The 21,070-nt window shown below is 61.2% G+C and carries 21 protein-coding genes; 3 read left to right on the top strand and 18 right to left on the bottom strand.

The annotated features are described in order from the left end of the window. Positions 1-289 precede the first annotated feature (289 nt). Positions 290-628, top strand: a complete 339-nt coding sequence (locus tag NKI21_RS13455; protein WP_006205430.1) for a P-II family nitrogen regulator — start codon at positions 290-292, stop codon at positions 626-628. A gap of 64 nt (positions 629-692) precedes the next feature. After that, a complete protein-coding gene (gene glnA, locus NKI21_RS13450; RefSeq protein WP_128306005.1) occupies positions 693-2,102 on the top strand; it encodes a type I glutamate--ammonia ligase in 1,410 nt (469 codons plus the stop codon). A 736-nt stretch (positions 2,103-2,838) separates the two neighbouring features. Here glnA and NKI21_RS13445 read toward each other — a convergent pair. Beyond that, positions 2,839-3,879, bottom strand: coding sequence for a glutamine synthetase beta-grasp domain-containing protein (locus NKI21_RS13445; RefSeq protein WP_023812071.1), 1,041 nt, complete (start codon positions 3,877-3,879; stop codon positions 2,839-2,841). A 315-nt stretch (positions 3,880-4,194) separates the two neighbouring features. On the opposite strand from NKI21_RS13445, the gene NKI21_RS13440 reads away from it, so the two are divergent. After that, on the top strand, positions 4,195-4,392 hold the full coding sequence (locus tag NKI21_RS13440) for a DUF2735 domain-containing protein (protein ID WP_023812072.1): 198 nt from the start codon (positions 4,195-4,197) through the stop codon (positions 4,390-4,392). Positions 4,393-4,496: 104 nt separating this feature from the next. Here the strand turns inward: NKI21_RS13440 and NKI21_RS13435 are convergent, their stop codons facing one another. The 17 genes from NKI21_RS13435 to rplO form a co-directional block, all read right to left on the bottom strand. Next, entirely contained in the window at positions 4,497-6,383 is a 1,887-nt protein-coding gene (locus NKI21_RS13435; RefSeq protein ID WP_023812073.1) for an MFS transporter, read from the bottom strand. A 191-nt stretch (positions 6,384-6,574) separates the two neighbouring features. After that, positions 6,575-7,366 (bottom strand): ATP12 family chaperone protein, encoded by a 792-nt coding sequence (locus NKI21_RS13430; protein WP_023812074.1) that lies wholly within the window; start codon positions 7,364-7,366, stop codon positions 6,575-6,577. An 11-nt stretch (positions 7,367-7,377) separates the two neighbouring features. Next, the gene (locus NKI21_RS13425; RefSeq protein WP_352866038.1) at positions 7,378-8,250 is read right to left on the bottom strand and encodes a DMT family transporter; all 873 of its coding nucleotides are present in this window, start codon (positions 8,248-8,250) and stop codon (positions 7,378-7,380) included. 62 nt (positions 8,251-8,312) lie between these two features. After that, the gene (locus NKI21_RS13420; RefSeq protein ID WP_023812076.1) at positions 8,313-9,293 is read right to left on the bottom strand and encodes an RluA family pseudouridine synthase; all 981 of its coding nucleotides are present in this window, start codon (positions 9,291-9,293) and stop codon (positions 8,313-8,315) included. Positions 9,294-9,355: 62 nt separating this feature from the next. Next, positions 9,356-9,730 carry a fluoride efflux transporter CrcB gene (crcB, locus tag NKI21_RS13415; protein WP_023812077.1) on the bottom strand — a complete coding sequence of 125 codons (375 nt, stop codon included), beginning with the start codon at positions 9,728-9,730 and terminating at the stop codon, positions 9,356-9,358. A 76-nt stretch (positions 9,731-9,806) separates the two neighbouring features. Next, the gene (locus tag NKI21_RS13410) at positions 9,807-10,475 is read right to left on the bottom strand and encodes a hypothetical protein (RefSeq protein WP_245273248.1); all 669 of its coding nucleotides are present in this window, start codon (positions 10,473-10,475) and stop codon (positions 9,807-9,809) included. Between the two features lie 256 nt (positions 10,476-10,731). Next, entirely contained in the window at positions 10,732-11,463 is a 732-nt protein-coding gene (locus tag NKI21_RS13405; protein ID WP_352723005.1) for a hypothetical protein, read from the bottom strand. Positions 11,464-11,623: 160 nt separating this feature from the next. Continuing rightward, positions 11,624-12,454, bottom strand: coding sequence for an aspartyl/asparaginyl beta-hydroxylase domain-containing protein (locus tag NKI21_RS13400; RefSeq protein WP_023812078.1), 831 nt, complete (start codon positions 12,452-12,454; stop codon positions 11,624-11,626). Positions 12,455-12,625: 171 nt separating this feature from the next. Then, the gene (locus NKI21_RS13395) at positions 12,626-13,933 is read right to left on the bottom strand and encodes a replication-associated recombination protein A (RefSeq protein WP_023812079.1); all 1,308 of its coding nucleotides are present in this window, start codon (positions 13,931-13,933) and stop codon (positions 12,626-12,628) included. 48 nt (positions 13,934-13,981) lie between these two features. Beyond that, positions 13,982-15,469: a DegQ family serine endoprotease gene (locus NKI21_RS13390; protein WP_352441551.1), complete on the bottom strand. Its 1,488-nt coding sequence runs from the start codon at positions 15,467-15,469 to the stop codon at positions 13,982-13,984. A gap of 200 nt (positions 15,470-15,669) precedes the next feature. Further along, complete coding sequence (rplQ, locus tag NKI21_RS13385; protein WP_013531439.1) at positions 15,670-16,101, bottom strand: 50S ribosomal protein L17; 432 nt, start codon at positions 16,099-16,101, stop codon at positions 15,670-15,672. A 104-nt stretch (positions 16,102-16,205) separates the two neighbouring features. Then, the gene (locus NKI21_RS13380; protein ID WP_023812081.1) at positions 16,206-17,216 is read right to left on the bottom strand and encodes a DNA-directed RNA polymerase subunit alpha; all 1,011 of its coding nucleotides are present in this window, start codon (positions 17,214-17,216) and stop codon (positions 16,206-16,208) included. Between the two features lie 102 nt (positions 17,217-17,318). Next, complete coding sequence (gene rpsK / locus NKI21_RS13375) at positions 17,319-17,708, bottom strand: 30S ribosomal protein S11 (protein WP_006205444.1); 390 nt, start codon at positions 17,706-17,708, stop codon at positions 17,319-17,321. Positions 17,709-17,885: 177 nt separating this feature from the next. Further along, positions 17,886-18,254: a 30S ribosomal protein S13 gene (gene rpsM, locus NKI21_RS13370; protein WP_013531437.1), complete on the bottom strand. Its 369-nt coding sequence runs from the start codon at positions 18,252-18,254 to the stop codon at positions 17,886-17,888. 210 nt (positions 18,255-18,464) lie between these two features. Continuing rightward, on the bottom strand, positions 18,465-19,061 hold the full coding sequence (locus tag NKI21_RS13365) for an adenylate kinase (RefSeq protein WP_352441552.1): 597 nt from the start codon (positions 19,059-19,061) through the stop codon (positions 18,465-18,467). Then, on the bottom strand, positions 19,058-20,398 hold the full coding sequence (gene secY / locus NKI21_RS13360) for a preprotein translocase subunit SecY (protein ID WP_023812083.1): 1,341 nt from the start codon (positions 20,396-20,398) through the stop codon (positions 19,058-19,060). The genes NKI21_RS13365 and secY overlap by 4 nt, the downstream gene beginning before the upstream one ends. 192 nt (positions 20,399-20,590) lie before the next feature. Next, a complete protein-coding gene (rplO, locus tag NKI21_RS13355; RefSeq protein ID WP_352441553.1) occupies positions 20,591-21,067 on the bottom strand; it encodes a 50S ribosomal protein L15 in 477 nt (158 codons plus the stop codon). Positions 21,068-21,070 lie beyond the last annotated feature (3 nt).

The following is a 21,070-nucleotide window of genomic DNA, read 5'->3' as shown; positions in this document are numbered from 1 at the left end:
AGATCTGCGGCCATAACGTCGGGACGAAGGCATCGCGGGCAGAAAATTGCCTGCGGGATAGGCGATGTGCCTGATTTTTGTGCGGACGCGGGTGTTGGCGCTGTGTAGGCTCTGGCAGCCCATGCCGCTTCCGGTGCAGTGAATGACGCGAATTTGCATCCCGGTGCGGCGCGGCTTTGAAATCTTATGAGACCGCTTAGAATCCGCTGAATTGGCACAGTTCGTGCTTGATGGAGGCGCAAGCGGGGGGTCACAACCCGTTTTTTTGGCAGTGGAGGCCACTTTTTACATGAAAAAGATCGAAGCGATCATCAAGCCATTCAAGCTGGACGAAGTGAAGGAAGCGCTTCAGGAAGCCGGACTGCAAGGCATCACTGTCACCGAGGCAAAAGGCTTCGGTCGTCAGAAGGGCCACACCGAACTCTATCGCGGCGCCGAATATGTCGTCGATTTCCTGCCCAAGGTGAAGATCGAGGTCGTGCTTGGCGACGACGCGGTCGAAGGCGCCATTGAGGCCATCCGCAAGGCGGCCCAGACGGGCCGCATCGGTGACGGCAAGATCTTCGTTTCCAATATCGAGGAAGTTGTGCGAATCCGCACCGGCGAAACGGGCATGGACGCGGTCTGACCTGACCGGCCCTCCTCCTGAAAACGTCATCAACAAAAAACGTCATCAAACAGGGATACATGACATGACGACAGCCAAAGACATCATGAAGCAGATCAAGGACAACGACGTGAAATTCGTCGACCTGCGCTTCACAGACCCGAAGGGCAAGCTGCAACACGTGACGATGGATGTCATCGAGGTCGAGGAAGACATGTTCGCCGATGGCGTGATGTTCGACGGCTCGTCGATTGCCGGCTGGAAGGCCATCAACGAGTCCGACATGGTGCTGATGCCCGATCCGGACACTGTCCACATGGACCCGTTCTTCGCGCAGTCGACCATGGTCATCCTGTGCGACATCCTCGATCCGGTTTCGGGTGAATCCTACAACCGCGATCCGCGCGGTACGGCCAAGAAGGCCGAGGCCTACATGAAGGCCGAAGGCATCGGCGACACCATCTATGTCGGCCCGGAAGCCGAGTTCTTCGTGTTCGACGACGTGAAGTACAAGGCCGATCCCTACAACACCGGATTCAAGCTCGACTCCACGGAACTGCCGTCGAACGACGACACCGACTACGAGACCGGCAATCTCGGCCACCGGCCGCGCGTCAAGGGCGGCTACTTCCCGGTGCCGCCGATCGACAGCGCGCAGGACATGCGCTCGGAAATGCTGACCGTGCTCGCCGAGATGGGCGTGCGCGTCGAAAAGCATCACCATGAGGTGGCGGCGGCCCAGCACGAACTCGGCATCAAGTTCGACGCACTGGTGCGCAACGCCGACAAGATGCTGATCTACAAATATGTCGTCCACCAGGTCGCCAACGCCTATGGCAAGACGGCCACCTTCATGCCGAAGCCGATCTTCGGCGACAACGGCTCGGGCATGCACGTCCACATGTCGATCTGGAAGAACGGCAAGCCGACCTTCGCCGGCAATGAATATGCAGGTCTGTCGGAAAACTGCCTCTTCTTCATTGGCGGCGTCATCAAGCATGCCAAGGCGATCAACGCCTTTACCAACCCGCTGACCAATTCCTACAAGCGCCTGGTGCCGGGTTACGAAGCGCCGGTTCTGCTCGCCTATTCGGCGCGCAACCGCTCGGCGTCCTGCCGCATCCCGTTCGGCTCGTCGCCGAAGGCCAAGCGCGTCGAGGTCCGCTTTCCCGATCCGGGCGCGAATCCCTACCTCGCCTTCTCCGCCCTGCTGATGGCCGGCCTCGACGGCATCAAGAACAAGATCCATCCCGGCCAGCCGATGGACAAGGATCTCTACGACCTGCCGCCGAAGGAGTTGAAAAAGATCCCGACCGTCTGCGGTTCGCTGCGAGAAGCCCTGCAGAGCCTCGACAAGGACCGTGGCTTCCTGAAGGCTGGCGGCGTCTTCGACGACGACCAGATCGACAGCTACATCGAGCTGAAGATGGCCGAAGTGATGCGCTTCGAAATGACCCCGCATCCGGTCGAATACGACATGTACTACTCCGTCTGAGGCTTCAATCTCAGCCTAAGATTCGCCATAACCAAGCCCTTGAAAGACTTCCCTCTTTCAAGGGCTTTTTGCTGCGCTCCAATAGGAATTGCCAGCCGACCGGCATGTCTCGCCTGCGCGGCAGCCGCATGCGCGCCCGTATCCGCCTTTCGTCTTCGGCGATCGCACGATGCCCGGATTCTTGGACCTACGGTCCATCGGAGCGGCCGGCTTGAGCGTCGGTCCGGTGACTTCAATCACTACTCGGCGATGTCCAGTGAAGATCAAGGCGGCCGCTCGGTCGCCAACGTTGGAGCCAGGAGCGAGCGGAGCACTGTCTCAGGCTACAGTGACCGCTCGTCCGGCGCCCACGCCAATGCCGCCGTTCAGAAAACCCCGCCCGTCCGAACAGCATTGCGTGACGTAACCCCAAGGCCTGCGAATACGCATGCCGTAGCGTGATCTGTCAACGTCGCAAGCCGGGCCGCGAATGGCCGATTCTGCTGTATGAACAGATGCTTATGGAAGGCCCTTTGCCCCGGATAAGGGCTGGAAAAGGCGCTTTTCCGGGCTTTATAGCGAGTGATCGCCGGAGGCTCACATGGCTGCGGCAAGAACTCCCGGGCGATTTGCGATCGCGTGAATTCCCTGACTTTTTCTGGGTATGTTTTCCCAGGAATGCCGTCAGCCGGGTAACGGCCAAAAAAGAACCCCGGCGCGAAACGCCGGGGTCTTCTTGTCATGCAGTCCGAAACGCTTACGCGGCGGCCGAAACCTGGGCGCTTGCCGGAACCGAGGCGATCGTCTTCAGGATCTGCGAGGCGATCTGGTAGGGGTCGCCCTGCGAGTTCGGACGGCGGTCTTCCAGATAACCCTTGTAGTCGCTTTTGATGAAGGAATGCGGCACGCGGATCGAGGCGCCACGGTCGGCAATGCCATAGCTGAACCGGTTCCACGGCGCGGTCTCGTGCTTGCCGGTCAAACGCTTGTCGTTGTCCGGGCCGTAGACGGCGATGTGATCCATCAGGTTCTTGTCGAAGGCCGCCATCAGCGCTTCGAAATAGGCCTTGCCGCCGACTTCGCGCATATAGGCGGTCGAGAAGTTGGCGTGCATGCCAGAGCCGTTCCAGTCGGTGTCGCCAAGCGGCTTGCAGTGGTATTCGATGTCGATGCCGTACTTCTCGGTCAGGCGCTGCATGAGGTAGCGGGCCATCCACATCTGGTCGGCGGCTTTCTTGGAGCCCTTGCCGAAAATCTGGAATTCCCACTGGCCCTTGGCAACTTCGGCGTTGATGCCTTCGTGGTTGATGCCGGCGGCGAGGCAGAGGTCGAGATGCTCCTCGACGATCTGGCGCGCAATGGAGCCGACATTGGAATAGCCGACGCCGGTGTAGTACGGGCCCTGGGGTGCGGGATAGCCGCTCTCGGGGAAGCCGAGCGGCCGGCCGTCCTTGTAGAAGAAATATTCCTGCTCGAAGCCGAACCAGGCGCCCTCGTCATCGAGGATGGTGGCGCGCTTGTTGGATGCGTGCGGCGTCACGCCATCGGGCATCATGACTTCGCACATGACCAGCACGCCGTTGGTGCGGGCGGGATCCGGATAGACCGCAACCGGCTTCAGCACGCAATCGGAGCTGTGCCCTTCGGCCTGCTGGGTCGAGGAACCATCGAAGCCCCACAGCGGCAGCTGCTCAAGATCAGGGAATTCGGCGAATTCCTTGATCTGCGTCTTGCCGCGAAGGTTGGGGACCGGGGTATATCCATCGAGCCAGATATACTCGAGCTTGTATTTCGTCATTCTAGCCTCTCGTTGCTTGATCACCGAACACTGAACGGCGTCGACATGCGTCTGCCGTCAGCAGACGGCCTGCCGCACACTTAAAATGCAATTCGTGTGCCATTCTTGGTCCGGAGGGTGCGGCAAAATTGACGCGGCATCCGCTCGAAAGTCGGTGAGCGCCTAAGCAATGCGCCCGGATCCATCACAATCGTTATTTGCACAAATAGTGTGCAAATACTGATCTTTTCATAGGCATATTGCCTAACTTGATTGCAGACCTTATCTTTGGACCAAGTTGAATCGAAAAGGTTCGGCGGAAGAAAGGAATCCGGCATGGAAATCATTTCCACACGACCGTCGGCCAAAATTCTGATGTTCCCGGCGGCAGCGCGCCTCTCTGCCTCAAATTTGAGCGGAAGGGCTAAGTTTGCGGCAGAGCTTGCCTCGCTGCGTGGTGCCCGCGCAGACTTCGGCGACGGCTGGTACCATGAGGCAGCCATCGAGGATGAGGCCCGGGGCCGCAAGAGCTGACACAGAGGGGCAGCAGCCCTCGTCAACGGATAATTGGCCTGAAAAGAGGAAGCCCGGCGCGATTGCTCGCGCCGGGCTTTATCTTTGTATGCTGGAGCTGTCAGCTACTGCTTGTCGTGCAGGTTGGTTCCCAGCGTATCCCTGACGAAGATCATGCCGATGATCAGCGACATCGCCGCGATCACCACCGGATACCAGAGGCCGTAGTAGATATCGCCCTTGGAGGCGCTGAGCGCGAACACGATCGCCGGCAGCAGGCCGCCGAACCAGCCATTCCCGATGTGATAGGGCAGCGACATGCCGGTATAGCGGATGCGGGTCGGGAACATCTCGACCAGGATCGCCGCGATCGGCCCGTAGACCATGGTCACGTAGAGGACCAGGATGAACAGGATGCCGATGACCTTTGCCCAGTTGACCGCCGCCGGGTCGGCAAACATCGCGAACGCACCGGCCGCCGGAACACTGTAGACGGTCACGTCCGTGGCGCCGGCAGCCTCATCGGCCGTCAGCAGCTTGTCCTTGACCGCCTGGGCGAGCGGGACAGTGGCCTTTTCACCGGCGCGAATGGCTGCCGCGTCGAGCTTCAGTTCGGGATTGGCCGCGACAAAGGCGTCGAGCTTTTGGTCAGCAACCTTGGCGGCAGCACGCTTCAGCGGGTAACCGCCGTCCTGAAGCGCCAGGTTGATCGCCTTCTTGAAAGCCGCATCGCTTGGAGCAGCCTTATCAGCGGCCGCCACGGCGTCGTAAGACGTCACGGTCTCGGCGCCGATCTTGACGCTGGCCGCTGTTCCCGCTGCCGCTGTCGTGACGATATCATAGGGCACCGAGCTTTTGGCCAGGAAGTCCGTCGCAATATCGCACGAGGTGAGAGGCTTGCGTGTTCCGGTTGGATTGAACTGGAACTTGCAGTCCCCCGGAGCAGCGGTCACCGTCGCACGCGTGTTCTGCTGGGCGGTGGCGAGCGCCGGGTTGGCGGCCCATGTCAGCGCCTTGAACAGCGGGAAGGTGGTGACGATCGCCAGCGCGAGACCGGCCATGATGATCGGCTTGCGGCCGATCTTGTCGGATAGCCAGCCGAACACGACGAAGAAGACCGCGCCGAGCGCCAGCGCAATCGCGATCATGATGTTGACCGACTGTGGGTCGACCTTGAGCACATTCGCCAGGAAGAACAGCGCGTAGAACTGGCCGTTGTACCAGACCACAGCCTGGCCGGCGGTGAGGCCGAACAACGCGAGCAACGCGATCTTGGCATTCTTCCACTGGCCGAAGGCTTCCGTCAGCGGCGCCTTGGAGCCCTTGCCCTCGTCCTTCATGCGCTGGAAAGTCGGCGATTCGGCAAGCGACAGGCGGATCCAGACCGATATGCCGAGCAGTATGGCCGAGAGCAGGAACGGAATACGCCAGCCCCAAGCCGCGAAATCCTCCTTGCTCAGCGAATTCTGCACGACCAGGATGACGATCAGCGACAGGAACAGGCCGAGCGTCGCCGTCGTCTGAATCCACGACGTATAGAAGCCGCGGCGATCGTCGGGAGCATGCTCGGCGACATAGGTCGCCGCACCACCATACTCACCGCCGAGCGCCAGGCCCTGCAGCATGCGCAGCCCGACCAGGATGATGGGCGCCGCAATGCCCCAGTTCGCCGAGCCGGGAAGCAGGCCGACCAGGAAGGTCGACAGGCCCATGATCAGGATGGTGACAAGAAATGTGTATTTGCGGCCGACGAGATCGCCAATGCGACCGAACACCAGCGCGCCGAACGGGCGCACCAGGAAGCCGGCGGCGAAAACCAGCAGCGTGAAGATGTTGCGAGTCGCCTCTGGATAGGAGGCGAAGAATGCCGCGCCGATCGCTCCGGCCAATGCGCCGTAGAGATAGAAATCATACCATTCGAAAACGGTGCCGAGCGAGGAAGCGAAGATGACTTTCTTCTCCTCCCGCGTCATGCCGCGGCTTGCTCCGCCGGCGGTCGATGCGATTGCCATTGCGTTATCCTCCCGTGAGACCCGTTCTCGATGCTGCGCGACACCGTCCGCGTTCTCCTCCGAGCACGGACTCAACGACAGCCATTCGGAAAAATGACAGAAAGCGCCTGCCAAAGGCAGCGCGTCTTTGGGATTATGACTTTGGTATTAGGTGCACTGCGGGATGAATCCGGGCGAGCTGGGAAAACTCCTTAGCGCTTGAGCGCTTCCAGCAGGCCGACAGCAGCCATCATGTCGCGCTTGCGAGCCGCGCGGCGGGCAACGGCCTCCGCATCCTGCCCCCAATGCTCGATCTGCCAGTCCTCGTCGACATGGGCAGCGGCCCAGGCAGGATCGGCATCGAGTTCGCCGAAATCGACAGCCAGCGCCAGCAGAGCCGAACCGGTCAGCGACGTCATCACATGGATGGCGGCGAGCCGCAGCGGCTCTGTTCGCTGGGCAAGATGGCTGCCCAGCACGGCGATGGTCTCGCGCGGCTGCTCGACATGGATGATGCCCTCGGCGAGATTGAAGCGGACCCCGAGTGTTCCCCTCACCCAGTCTATCACCGGGTCCCAATGCTGGCTCTGCCGCTCCACCAGCCCTTGCGGTGCGTCGGCGCGATAGCAGAGCAGATCGGATGAGGCAAAGCGCAGGATATCCTCCAGCACCGCCTGGGGGTCGCTGGCGACACCGTCGATGGCGGTGTTGACGAGACGCATCACCGGCATGGTCACCGGATCGATGGTCTCGCTTTGGGCGGCGAATTCGTCGGCGACAAGCACTGCTGCTGCCTCGGTAGGCAGCGCCAGCAGCGCCTTGCTCGGGGTGCGCACCGGCTTGCCGTCGAGATGCACGGCAAACCCATTGTCGACAGGTGCGACAGAGGCGGCCTTGTAGAAGCGCTTCGGCAGATGCGTCTTCATCTGGATCTGGGCGCGACGCACCGGATCGGGATGGGAAAGATATTTGCCCGCTTCGAGGTCGTTGAGGATATCACGCATGAAGGTCTCTCTTACACCGGCGTCAGCTTGCGCGCCGGCCGGTTGACGATGATCAGGCCGGCGGCAATTAGGCCAAGTGCCAGGAAAATGCGCATGGTCAGCGGCTCATTCAAGAACATGGCGCCGCACAGCACGCCGAAAACCGGCGACAGGAAGGTGAAACTGGACAGGCCTGATGCCGGATAGCGCCGCAGCAGCCAGAACCACAGCACATAGGTGAAGGCGACGATGTAGACAGCCTGGAAAAGCAGCGCCAAAGTCGGCAGCACGGTCGGATCGCGAACGGGCGGGCCGGCGAGAGGCAGCACCAAGACGCCTACGATCGCTGCCCCGGCGAGCTGGTAAAGCAGAAGCTTTTCGGCGCTCGCCTCGACCAGCTTCGACCGCTTGATGAGGATGTTGGTCAAAGCCCAGAAGAATCCGGAGCCGAGGCTCAGGAGATCGCCGAACAGCATGTCTCCGCCGCCGCCGAGCTTGTCGGAAAACACCGCGGCAAGACCGGCAAAGGCCAGCAGCAGGCCAAGGAATTTTCTCAACGTGATCTGCTCGCCAAGCAGGAAATGGCCGCCGAGCAGCATCCAGAACGGCATCGTGTTGACCAGCAGCGTGTTGCGGGCAACGGTCGTATGCTCCAGGCCGACATAAAGGCAAAGGAACTCGATGCCGAAAAGCGCGCCAACCACGATGCCGGCGAGCAAGGTCCCGTCGCGCGTGAAAAGCGCGATGCCGCGCCACCGGCACCAGGCAAAGACACACAGGCCGCCGATGATCGAGCGCGCGATCGATAGGAAAACCGGATCATAGCCAGCGTAGGAGATCTTGGCGGCGACGTAATTCAGCCCCCAGGAAAAGGTCAGCCCGACCATGATGGCGGCGGCGGCCATGTCGACCGTGTCGCGACGATCAAGCGTATCGGTGGCGAGCCCGTCGGTGGCGCCGCTCACGATCAGTCCTCCGCGCTGGCGTCGTCGAAGCCGATCAGGTTCCAGCTCTGTCGCATGTGCGGCGGCATTGGCGCGGTGACATCGATGACGCCCTTGTCGGGATGCGGAATGATGATGCGGCGCGCATGCAGATGCAGGCGGTTTTGAATGCCGCCGGGAAAGTCCCAGTTGGTGTCGGCCTCGAAATATTTCGGATCGCCCAGGATCGGACAGCCGATGTGGGCGGCATGAACGCGAAGCTGGTGGGTGCGGCCGGTATAAGGCTCCATCTCCAGCCAGGTCATCGTCTGCGCCGCCTGCTCGATGATGCGGTAGTAGGACACAGCGTGGTCGGCGCCCTTTTCACCATGCGCGGCGACCCGCACGCGGTCACCGTCCGGCGTCGGCTCCTTGATCAGCCAGGTCGAGATCTTGTCCTCGCGCTTGGGCGGCACGCCCTTAACCAGCGCCCAATAGGTCTTCTTGGTCTCGCGGGCGCGAAACGCTTCCGAGAGCTTCATGGCGGCCAGCCGGCTACGGGCGACGACCAGAACACCCGAAGTGTCGCGGTCGAGCCTGTGAACCAATCTGGGCTTCTCGCCCTTCTGGTTGCGCCAGGCTTCCAGCATGTCGTCGACATTGCGGGTGACGCCCGAGCCGCCCTGCACCGCAAGGCCCGCCGGCTTGTTGAAGACGAAAACCTTAGGGTCCTCATGGATCAGCATCTTGGCGAGAACATCGGCATCGCCCTGGTTGCGGATCGAGTGGCCGGTCAGCGCACTCTCGCCCTTCTTGTCGACCTCGAGCGGTGGGACGCGAACCATCTGGCCGGGCTCGACACGGGTGTCGGCCTTGACCCGGCCGCCGTCGACACGGATCTGGCCGGAGCGCAGAAGCTTCTGCAAATGGCCGAAACCAAGGCCCGGGAAATGGGTCTTGAACCAGCGGTCGAGCCGCATGCCCGCCTCGCCGGCCTCCACCGTGATCTGTTCAACGCCTGCCATGTTTTTTGTCGCTTATCCGTTTCCCGAGCGAAGCTCGGCCTGTTCTTGGCGCGGCAATAGCACTAAGGCAGGCTTCTTGCGAGCCAAAGTCCCAGAAACAGGGCGATAATGGCGCCAACGACGCTGGCAAGGGCATAAGCCAGTGCAGGCAGCGTGGCTCCCCGCTCCCACAGCGTCGCGAAATCGAGCGAAAAGGCGGAGAAGGTGGTGAAGCCGCCAAGAATGCCGGTAGCAACGAACAGCCTGACCTCGTTCGATCCGCCACGGCGCATCATGGAGGCGATGAACAGCCCCATGGCGAAGGAGCCGATGACGTTGATGGCCATCGTGCCCCAGGGATAGTTTGGGCCGACAAGGCGCAATGCGCCGATGTTGGTGAGGTGACGAATTCCGGCACCGATGCCGCCACCGACGACGACGAGAAGCAGATTGAACATGACCGTTTACTGCCCCCGCACGGCTGCCCGGTCAATCCCTTGTTGCGCGCGCAACCGCACGGATCGGCCGAGTTCGTCACCACTCAGGCGTTGCCCATCTCGGATATTTTTTCCTGAACTCGTTATAGAGGTCATCGATCTCCGCTTTGCCGATTGGGCGCACCTGTTCGTAGAGGTAGCCCTTGACGTCGCCGGACAGCTGGTACGCCGCGATGCGCCTGTATGCTGCGGCGATGCCTTTGCCCTCGACAATGTATTGGTCCGGTATCGAGACACAGAGCTGCGCGCCCGGCTGCAGATGGATAACGGGCGGGTCGGTCACGACAACGTATTTGGACTTCAACGTCGCCGGTCTGAATCGATCGCGACTATCGACCTGACAAGCCCACTCGATGCGAGGGTAAAGGTCCTTGTCCATTTCATACAGCAATGAATCGCTCATCATCCCGCTGGATGCAAACACCGACAACCGGTCCTCAGGTCCCATCTTTCCAAGAAGGTCATCGATAAGGCGCCTGTATTCTGGAAGATTGTCGAGGTGCAGCGGGAGCGTGGCTTCGCTGGCAAAGACGTAGCTGATCGGTGACAGCACCTGGCGGCCAGTCGGGAAAAAAGTACCGAAAAACGCCAGCCCGGCGGCAACGGCTATCGCGGCGTTCGACCATAGCGATCTCAGTGCCGGCATCGAAACGATCGCAACGATTGCCTGGGCGTAGGCAGGAAAGAGCCAAAGAAATACTGGCACCGAATGATGGCGATCCGGGTCCTGCATGCGGGTGAAGAGGACGAAGGTGAGTGCCGAAGCAACGGCACAGAACAGGGAAAATCTGTTTTTCGGCGTATGATGGAGATGTAAAGGCCAAATACGATCAACAGCCAGTTCACATAGCTGAGCCGCGATCCTACCTGGCCAAGCTGTGAACCGAAGTTTGTCTTGTATCCGCTGTAAAGGTCGCCATAGCTGGTTCCCAGTATCTTGAGCATCAGGGGTTGCTGGAAGGTCAGCGCGGCTCCGATACCACGAGGATCGCACACAGGCTCCCGACGGCGGCATTGCGGAGTGCCGGAAAGTCCCGGTCTTTCGCCTGCAGAAAACAGAAGAAGGCTGCGGAAATTCCGACCCCGATGACGGGATAGGCGTACCAGCGGCGCAGCACGAATGCCAACCACAGGCATACGCCGACACGTATTCCGCTGATCACCGGTTCATGGGTCAGGAACCTCGATTTCCAGAGAAAATAGGTTGCCGCGCAAAGCGCGAAACAGCCGGCAATGTCAGGCAACCCACGGAGCGTCGCCGCCCAGAAGGGCGTGTAGAGAAAGGCCGCAATCCATACGGTGAGCCAGCTTCGGCATGAAGATGTTCCGGTCGCCGCCTCCAGATAGCTTATTCTGCCGATGAGAAGAGCGGTCGGGACCAGATAAACAGCGACTGTTCCGGCGATGTAGGAAAACCTCGAATCGCCAAAAATGATGTGAAACGGCATCAGCGGCACCAGGATCGCCGCACTGTAGTCATCCGTGGCTATCGAGGTTCTCAGGTGGCTGAGCCATTCGAGAGGGCTCTGAACCAAGAGCGTGCCTTGCTGGCTGAACGTGTCGAAATAGGCAGCGAAGTCCCAGTAATAGACAGGCTGTTCAAGCCCTACATAGGTGAGAGCAAGAGCAACTCCCAGCAGAGCGGTGCACACATAGGTCGTTGCCCAAAATCCGAGAGATCTGTTCTTCGTCACTTGAAGCCGCCAGGAGGGGAGAGGCAGAACTGTCAAAGTCAGCCCGGGGCCGCCGTTCATGCAGCCAGGAGCCGTTCCGGCGCATGAGCGGCCACAAGGATGGGCCAAATCTCACATGCGGAGCACCCAAATGCCGCCGGCAGCGCCGGTTCTCTAAAGCTCAGGTCGTCCCGGCATTTTTCGGCTTGGTCGAGCCGATCATCTTCCAGTTCTTGTAGAACATGGAATTGATGCGCTCGACGCTGACCGAGACGATGGCGAGCATGCCCGCGATGAGACGGGGAACCGGAGACGGCCTGATAATGTCCATGAACACGCAGTAGCGGCGGCCGTCATACTCGTTGACCGAGCGATGCAGCAGCGTGTCGTCGAAGATGAACAGCGGATTGTCGTACCAGTAATTCTTGACGTTGCCGCACTCGACGAAAATCTCCGACTTCACCGGGATCAGATTGTAGAGGATGCGCAGGCTGAGCCGCAGCGGGCCGAAATGCCAGGACGTCGATTCGCGCTTGCTGAAGACGGAAACGGCTATGGTCTTGATATATTTGAAATCCTTGTTGAACTCGGCGACATTATCGATCCTGTGCTTGCCGTACCACTGGTAGACATACATGCCGCGCCGGCCGGCGCCGAAATTGGCGTCGATGTCGGCAATGATCTCATCCTTGCGCGCTTTGAAGATGTCCAGGACCTCGTTGACCTCGCGCTGATAGTCGGCGGGAAACTGCTCCAGCTTCCAGACGCCCGGATTTCTGTAGCACATGAGGTCGACCAGCAGATTGAACGGCGAAAGCAGCCAGGTGAACAGGCCGTTGCCGAGAAAATAGCCTGAGAACAGCGACAGATCCTTGCGGTCGTTGCGCAGCACGTCGATCAGGCCGCAGATGATGAAGATCGTCGTCAGGATGGGAATGAAATAGAAGCCAAGGGCGAGAAGCGGGATGGCAATGGCGAACTTGCGAAGGGATTTGCGAAGGGTTTTTGTCATTTTTCCACGCGCGAAGCGCGATCCTGTTGCGAATGAGGTGCCCAAATCAAGGCAACGGCCACCGCCCGGCCGTGCGCCTTGATAAGGTTTTTTGGGTTACCACACAACGGCCCTGCTATCGTGGCCGGCTGGCTGCCTGGCGGATCTGGTCAACGGCCTCACGCAAACCCGCTATTCCCGCTCCTTGCGCAGCTTCGCCCAATAGTCGAGCCGCTTCCTGATATCGCGCTCGAAGCCGCGCTCGGGCGGATCATAGAAGGTCTGGCGGCCCATCTTCTCCGGAAAATAATCCTGCCCCGAAAAGGCGTCCGGCTCGTCATGGTCGTAACGATAGCCGGCGCCGTAATCCTCCGCTTTCATCAGCTTTGTCGGCGCGTTGAGGATGTGCTTGGGCGGCAGCAGCGAGCCGTGTTCCTTGGCGGCCCGCGTGGCGGCCTTGAAAGCATTGTAGACGGCGTTGGATTTGGGCGCGGTGGCGAGATAGACGGTGGCCTCGGCAAAAGCCAGCTCGCCCTCGGGCGAGCCGAGATAGTCGTAGGCATCCTTGGCGGCATTGGCGACGACAAGCGCCTGCGGGTCGGCAAGGCCGATGTCTTCCATGGCCATGCGCACCAGCCGGCGGCCTAGATAGAGTGGATCCTCGCCCGCATCGAACATGCGTGCGAGATAGTAGAGAGCCGCGTCAGGGTCTGAACCGCGTACCGATTTGTGCAGCGCCGAGATCAGATTGTAATGGCCGTCCTGGCCCTTGTCGTAGATCGGAGCGCGGCGCTGGACGATGCGCTGCAGACCCTCGGGATCGAAGACCTCGCCGGGTTTGGCTGCCCGCCAGACTTCTTCCGCGAGCGTCAGCGACGCCCGGCCGTCGCCATCGCTCATGCGGATGAGCATGGCCCGCGCCTCGTCGTCGAGCGGCAGCGCCCTGCCCTCGGTCTCCTCCGCCCGCACCATCAGCTTGGAGATGCTCTCCTCGCCAAGCGAATGGAAGACCAGAACGCGCGCGCGTGACAACAAAGCGGCATTCAGTTCGAAGGACGGGTTTTCGGTCGTGGCGCCAACCAGCACGACTGTCCCGTCCTCCATGACCGGGAGAAAGCTGTCTTGCTGGGCACGGTTGAAGCGATGGATCTCGTCGACGAACAGCAAGGTCTGGCGGCCATTGGTGCGGCGCAATTTGGCCGCTTCGAACACCTTTTTCAGGTCGGCGACGCCGGAAAAGACAGCCGATATCTGCTCGAAGGCCAGGCTGGTTTCGCCGGCAAGCAGGCGCGCTACGGTGGTCTTGCCGGTGCCGGGCGGCCCCCAGAAGATCATCGAGCCGAGCGAGCCGGAACCGATCAATCGGGTCAGCGCGCCGTCAGGGCCGGTCAGATGCTCCTGGCCGACGACCTCGCCAAGGTTTCTCGGCCGCAGCCTGTCGGCCAGCGGCCGCCCGGGCGGGGTCTTTTCCGGTTCATCGACGCTGAACAGATCGGCCATGCACTTCTTTTTCGTTGGAGCATGAGCCCGAATGCACGGAGCCCAGCCCTAATAACGCAACACCTGACGCATTATCTGCCCGCCGCGCTCGACGGTAAAGCGCCACCAGCGCGTATCCGTCTTGGCCGCCAGCTCCAGGGTCGCCGCGGTATCGATGGTGGTGCCGTTCACCTCACGCACGATGTCGCCCGGCTGGAAGCCGAAATCGGCGGCCGGAGAATCGCGGTTGATGTCGACCACGGTGACGCCCTTGATGTCCGTGCGCAGGCCAAGCCGCTGCGCGAGCCGGGGCGACAGCTCCGCGACCTTGGCGCCCGAAAACGGGCTGCGGCCATGCAGCGTCACCTCGGCAGCCTTCATGCCTTCCGGAGCACGCTCCAGCGCTATATCCATCGCCGCTTGCTGGCCCTTGGTCAAAACCGCGAAATTGGCGGTGGTACCGATCGACAGCGTCGCCATCCGGTAGTCCAGCGCTTCGATGCTCTCGACCGGCTTGCCGTTGAGCTGCAGCACCACGTCGCCGGGCTTGAGCCCTGCCTTGGCGGCCGGACCGGTCGCTTCGACCGACGAGACCAGCGCACCGGTCGGCTTCTCCATGCCGAGCGATTCGGCGATCTGCGGCGTCACCGCTTCGAACTCGGCGCCGACATAGGGCCGCTCGAAGAAGTCGAGCCCGGCCTTGGCCGCGTCGGCAAAAGCGCGAACCATATTCGAGGGAATGGCAAAGCCAATGCCGATCGAACCACCGCTGCGGCTGTAGATGGCGGTGTTGATGCCCACCAGCTGGCCGCCCATGTTGATCAGCGCACCGCCGGAATTGCCCGGATTGATGGCGGCGTCGGTCTGGATGAAGAAGCTGGAATCGGAGACGCCGATATGGCTGCGGGCCAATGCCGAGACGATGCCGCTGGTGGTGGTTTGGCCGACGCCGAAGGGGTTGCCGATGGCCAGCAGCAGGTCGCCGACCTCAAGCGCGTCGGAATCGCCGATGGCGATAACCGGAAACGGCTTGTCCGAGGTGATCTTGAGCACGGCGAGGTCGAGTGTCTCGTCCTTGAGCAGCACCTTGCTGTCGAACTCGCGTCCGTCCGCCGTCGCCACCTTGACCCGGTCGGCATCCTTGATGACGTGGTAATTGGTGACCACGACGCCGGTCGGATCGACCAGCACGCCGGAGCCGAGCGAAGACTGCGCACGCGGCTGCGAGCGGCCGAAGAATTCCTCGAAGAACGGATCGCCGTCGAAAGGCGACGTCACCTTGGCGGTCTGCGAGGCATAGACGTTGACCACCGCCGGGGCTGTCTGCTTGACCAGCGGCGCAAAGGACAATTGCACCTCCTCGCGGCCGAAGGGTACGCGCTTGTCGGGCCCAGCCGTGGCGTTTTCGCCTTCCACGCCATGCAGCAGTTCGGTCAGCACATCGGACAGGCCGGGATCCGTCTTGGTATCCTCGGCCAATGCTTGCCTGACCACCGGTGCGGCCGCAAACGCCATGACGGCGAAAAGCAGAACAAAGGGCAGTCTTCTGGCGCGCATTCGCGAATCCTCCAAGGCAGGTTCGGGGGCATTGTCCCGACGATTGTGCAAAATGAAAGGCTAAGCCGCTGAAATCCGACTATTTTGGGCCAAAACCCCAGGGCCAAGCCAGGAAATCGGATTCCGCCGCGGTTTGCTGCTTTCAGAAAACAAAAAAGGGGCCCGCAGGCCCCTTTGAAGTCATTTGGGAAAACCGAGCCTTATGCGGCTGCGGCGTCCGCGTCAGCGCTTTCGGCTTCGATGCGAGCGCGGTCGCCTGCGCCCTTGGCCGAGACGTCGCGATCGACGAACTCGATGACAGCCATGGCGGCGTTGTCACCGTGACGGAAGCCCGCCTTCATGATGCGCAGATAGCCGCCATTGCGGTTGGCGTAGCGCGGCGCGATGGTATCGAACAGACGCTTGACGACGCCTTCATTGCCGATCTGCGCAATGACCTGGCGGCGGGCGTGCAGGTCGCCGCGCTTGCCGAGCGTCACCAGCTTCTCGACGATCGGACGCAGGTCCTTCGCCTTCGGCAAGGTCGTGACGATCTGCTCGTGCTCGAGCAGCGACACGGCGAGGTTGGCGAACATCGACTTGCGATGGCTAATGCTTCGGGCGAAGCGACGGCCTTTGAAACCGTGGCGCATGGCTCTTTTCCTTCTTCAGTTGTTCAAGAGGCCGTGGCCTCTGATGGTTTTCCGCATGACCGTCGGATCGAGCGGCCCACGCCGCCGATCCTTGGAATTCATGCTCAATATTGGTCTTCGTAACGCTTAGCGAGGTCTTCGATATTTTCCGGCGGCCAGTCCGGCACTTCCATGCCGAGGTGCAGGCCCATCGCCGCCAGGACTTCCTTGATCTCGTTCAGCGACTTGCGGCCGAAGTTCGGGGTGCGGAGCATCTCGGCTTCGGTCTTCTGGATCAGGTCGCCGATATAGACGATGTTGTCGTTCTTCAGGCAGTTGGCCGAACGCACCGAAAGCTCGAGTTCGTCGACCTTCTTGAGCAGCGCCGGGTTGAAGGCGAGCTCGGTGACGGCCTCGGCGGCGACTTCCTTTTGCGGCTCGTCGAAGTTGACGAACAGGCCGAGCTGGTCCTGCAGGATGCGGGCGGCGAAAGCCACCGCGTCCTCGCCGGTGATCGAACCGTCGGTGTCGATCGTCATGGTCAGCTTGTCATAGTCGAGAACCTGACCCTCGCGGGTGTTCTCGACCTTGTAGGAGACCTTCTTGACCGGCGAATAAAGGCTGTCGACCGGGATCAAGCCGATCGGCGCGTCTTCGGCGCGGTTGCGGTCGGCCGGCACGTAACCCTTGCCGGTGTCGACGGTGAATTCCATGCGGATTTCAGCGCCTTCGTCCAGCGTGCAGATGACGTGGTCGGGGTTGAGGATCTCGACGTCGCCAACCGTCTGGATGTCACCGGCAAGAACAGCACCCGGTCCCTGCTTGCGAACGACCATGCGCTTGGGACCATCGCCTTCCATGCGGATGGCGATTTCCTTGATATTCAAGACGATGTCGGTCACGTCCTCGCGCACACCGGCGATGGACGAGAATTCATGCAGAACGCCGTCGATCTGCACGGCGGTAACAGCCGCACCGCGCAGCGAAGACAGAAGCACGCGGCGCAGCGCGTTGCCCAGCGTCAGGCCAAAGCCACGCTCGAGAGGCTCGGCGACCAGCGTGGTCAGCGTCTTCTTCTTCGACGAGAACTCGATCTTGTTCGGCTTGATCAGTTCCTGCCAATTTTTCTGGATCATGATGCTTTCCTTCCGTTGACCCGCCACCATCCAATCGTGGCGGGCGACCTGGAATGCCGCGGAGGAGCGCCCAAGGGCGCTCGCGCGGCGTTCGATAAATGCTTAGACGCGACGCTTCTTGCGCGGGCGGCAGCCATTGTGCGGGATCGGCGTCACATCACGGATCGACGTGATGGTGAAGCCGGCGGCCTGCAGGGCGCGCAATGCCGATTCACGACCGGAGCCGGGCCCGCAGACCTCGACTTCGAGCATGCGCATGCCGTGTTCCTGGGCCTTCTTGGCAACATCCTCGGCAGCCATCTGGGCAGCGAACGGGGTCGACTTGCGCGAACCCTTGAAGCCCTGGGCACCGGCCGACGACCAGGCAATCGAATTGCCCTGCGCGTCGGTGATGGTGATCATCGTGTTGTTGAAGGTCGAATTGACGTGGGCAACGCCCGACGAGATATTCTTGCGTTCGCGACGGCGAACACGAGCGGCTTCCTTGGCCATGATAGTCCTTTCAGTTGATCTCTACACCGCCGTAATGCCAGCGGCTCCACCTTCGTAAGGGAGTAGGGGAATAGGGCAGTAAGGGAGTAGGGAAAAGTGCGGCCCGATTGATGGGCATTCCCTACTGCCTTACTCCCCTACTCCCTTATTCCCCTACTCCCTTATTCCCCTAACAAATTACTTCTTCTTGCCGGCGATCGACTTGGCCGGGCCCTTGCGGGTGCGCGCATTGGTATGCGTGCGCTGGCCGCGGACCGGCAGCGAGCGGCGGTGACGCAGGCCGCGGTAGCAGCCGAGGTCCATGAGCCGCTTGATGTTCATAGAGACTTCGCGGCGCAGGTCGCCTTCAACCTGGTAATCGCGGTCGATGGTTTCGCGGATCTGCAGCACTTCCGCGTCGGTCAGCTGGTTGACGCGGCGCTCGGCCGGGATGCCGACCTTGTCGACGATCTCCTGGGCGAACCGCTTGCCAATGCCGTGAATGTACTGAAGCGCAATGACAACGCGCTTGTTGGTCGGAATGTTGACGCCGGCTATACGAGCCATGTTCTTCCCTTCTCCATGTGGGCCGGCCAATCCTCAAAAACGAGGCGGGCACGGCGCTGTCTTAAGTTGCCCCGCGTCCGGTGGAGGCCGGCCCATGCGGGAGTTTCCAGTTCAATGCGGCTGCCTTGCCCTTGCGGACAAGCAAAGCTCATGCCTGATAGGAAGACGGGCCGCCATACCGCAGCGAACCGCTTCCGTCAAGTGCAATCGTTAATTTCCCCGCACTGCGTCCTTGAGCACCGCTTCGATCTGTTCCGTCACGGCGTCGATATCGGCCATGCCGTCGACACTGCGGAGCTTGCCCTTGCCATAGTAGTAGCCAATCAGCGGCGACGTCTTCTTGTAGTATTCCCTCAGGCGCTCTTCGAACACCGTCGGGTTGTCGTCCTTGCGAACGGGAAGGCCGGCTGCCTGCGCCTCGTCGGCGCGCTTGACGATCCGGCCAACCAGAGCCTTGTCGTCGACCACGAGCTCAATGACGGCGTCGAGGGCCTGGGAGCGATCCAACAGCATCTGCTCGACCGCATCCGCCTGCACCAGGGTCCGCGGATAGCCGTCGAGGATGAACCCCTTGGCGCAGTCGGGCTGATCGATACGCTCGCCGACGATCGCGTTGACGATCGCATCGGACACCAGTTCACCGGCATCCATCACCGCCTTGGCGCGCTTGCCGACTTCGGTGCCTGCCTGGACGGCAGCACGCAGCATGTCGCCCGTCGAGAGCTGGGGTATGCCGTGTTTTTCTACCAGTCTTTGTGCTTGCGTCCCCTTGCCCGCTCCTGGCGGCCCAAGCAATATCAACCTCATCTGGCTTTCTTCCCCCCGCGCAGCTTCGACTTCTTGATCAGGCCTTCATACTGGTGCGCAATCAGGTGGCCCTGAATCTGCGCAACCGTATCGAGCGTGACACTGACCACGATCAGAAGCGATGTGCCACCAAGGTAGAATGGTACGCCAGTCGCCGAGATCAGGAACTCCGGCAGCAGGCACACCAGCACCAGATAGATGGCGCCGACGACGGTGATGCGGGTGAGAACGTAATCGATGTAATCGGCGGTGCGCTCGCCCGGACGATAACCCGGGATGAAGCCTGAATGCTTCTTGAGCTGGTCGGCGGTGTCCTTCGGGTTGAAGACAATCGCAGTGTAGAAGAAAGCGAAGAACGCGATCATCGCCGCATAGAATGCCATGTAGAGCGGCTGGCCATGTCCGAGTGCAGCCAGAATGGTGCTTGCCCAGGCCGGCATGTTGGTCGTCTGCGAGAAACCCGCGACGGTGGCCGGCAGCAACAGCAGCGACGAGGCGAAGATCGGCGGAATGACACCCGACGTGTTGAGCTTCAGCGGCAGATGCGAGGTATCGCCCTGGAACATGCGGTTGCCGACCTGGCGCTTCGGATACTGGATCAGCAAGCGGCGCTGGGCGCGCTCGAAGAACACGATGAGTGCGATGACGACGACGGCCAGCACGATGATCGCCAGGATCAGGCCGGTCGACAGCGCGCCGGTGCGGCCAAGCTCCAGCGTGCCGGAGATGGCGTGCGGCAGGCCGGCGACGATGCCGGAGAAGATGATCAGGGAAATGCCGTTGCCGATGCCGCGCGCGGTTATCTGCTCGCCCAGCCACATCAGGAACATGGTGCCGCCGACCAGCGTGACAACGGTCGAGATGCGGAAGAACATGCCGGGATCGCTGACGATGCCGTTGCCGCCTTCCAGACCGACAGAAATGCCATAGGCCTGAACCAGCGCAAGCAGCACGGTGCCGTAGCGCGTGTATTGGTTGATGACCTTGCGGCCCTGTTCGCCTTCCTTCTTCAGCGCTTCCAGTGACGGGATGACCGAGGTCATCAGCTGCATGATGATGGACGCGGAGATGTAAGGCATGATGCCGAGCGCAAAGATCGCCATGCGCTGCACGGCGCCGCCGGCGAACATGTTGAACATGCCAAGCACGCCCTTGCTCTGCGAAGAGAATGCCTGGGCGAAGGCGTCGGGATTGATACCAGGAAGCGGGATGTAGGTGCCGAGGCGATAGACGAGCAGCGCGCCGATCGTGAACCAGATGCGCTTCTTCAAATCCTCCGCCTTGGCGAAGGCCGAGAAATTCAGATTCGAGGCTAATTGTTCAGCAGCCGAAGCCATGCCTGATTCTCCGCTTGGTAACGCTTGATGGCCCTGAGGTCAGGCGGCGCGTTTCACCGAAGCTCACGAGATAAGCTCCGGGCTCTAAACATGCAAGCGGCCGCGTTGACGCGGTCGCCTCGTTGAGCAGATCAAAGCGCAATCGTGAGCAAAAACGGATCCCACTCTTGCCGATCGCGCTTCAAATTGCCGTTACTCGGCAGCTGCCTTTTCCTGCGGCAGCTTGACCGAACCGCCGGCCTTTTCGATCTTCTCGATCGCGGCCTTGGAGGCGCCGGCGACGTCAAAGGCGAGCTTCGCCTTGATCTCGCCATCCGAGAGGATGCGCACGCCGTCCTTGACGCGGCGGATGACGCCGGCGGCAACCAGCGATTCAGCCGTCACGGTCGCCTTGGCATCGAGCTTCTTGGCGTCGATGGCCACCTGAATGCGGGCCAGCGACACGACAGTGAAGCTCTTGGCGAAGATGTTGTTAAAGCCACGCTTCGGCAGGCGCCGGTAGAGCGGCATCTGGCCACCCTCGAAACCGTTGACGGCGACGCCGGAGCGCGCCTTCTGGCCCTTGACGCCGCGACCGCCGGTCTTGCCCGAGCCGGAGCCGATACCACGGCCGAGACGCTTCTTGGAGTGCGTCGCGCCGTCCTTGTCACGCAGATCGTTGAGTTTCATCTG

The sequence above is a fragment of the Mesorhizobium sp. M0715 genome (assembly GCF_040320355.1).
Taxonomy (GTDB): domain Bacteria; phylum Pseudomonadota; class Alphaproteobacteria; order Rhizobiales; family Rhizobiaceae; genus Mesorhizobium.
Note: the sequence above shows the minus strand (reverse complement) of the source record. Positions and strands in the feature narration are given on the sequence as shown.